Annotated in this window: 1 rRNA gene; it reads left to right on the top strand. The window is 59.0% G+C overall.

Annotated elements, in window-relative coordinates:
- Nucleotides 1-75 (top strand): 16S ribosomal RNA (locus E1291_RS41620); the annotation flags it as partial.
- Nucleotides 76-581: the final 506 nt, after the last annotated feature.

Here is a 581-nt window from a genome sequence, read left to right as displayed (position 1 = left end):
AAGGTGGGGCCGGCGATTGGGACGAAGTCGTAACAAGGTAGCCGTACCGGAAGGTGCGGCTGGATCACCTCCTTTCTAAGGAGCATCAACTGGCCCGGACGATCCTCTTCGGGAGGGTGTTCGGGTCGGTGGTCATCATCGGCGGCGAGTGTCCGTCGGGTGGCTGCTCATAGATGTGGAGCACTGGTTATTCAGTTCGCTGGCCGTGTGCGCCGGGTAGTACCGCCCTTCATTCGTGAGGGGAGTGGGAACTACGGTGTCAGGCGGCTGGGGGGTTGGACACGCTGTTGGGTCCTGAGGAAACGGGCACGTTTCTTCGGATCGCGGGACCTGAACCGCATCCCCTCACGGGGGTGTGGTTTTGGTGGGCCCGGTTGTTTTTTGAGAACTGCACAGTGGACGCGAGCATCTCTGGCGAGATCTCGATCTTGTCTTCTCCTGGTTTCCTTTCCCGTGTTGCGGGTGTGGAGCCGGGGGAGGGTGGGTGGGGGTCTTGTCTGCGATTTGTTTTGATCGTTTTGTGTGTTCAAGTTTTTAAGGGCATACGGTGGATGCCTTGGCATCAGGAGCCGATGAAGGAC

It is taken from the genome of Actinomadura roseirufa (assembly GCF_900659635.1).
GTDB classification, from domain to species: Bacteria; Actinomycetota; Actinomycetes; order Streptosporangiales; family Streptosporangiaceae; genus Spirillospora; species Spirillospora roseirufa.
Note: the sequence above shows the minus strand (reverse complement) of the source record. Positions and strands in the feature narration are given on the sequence as shown.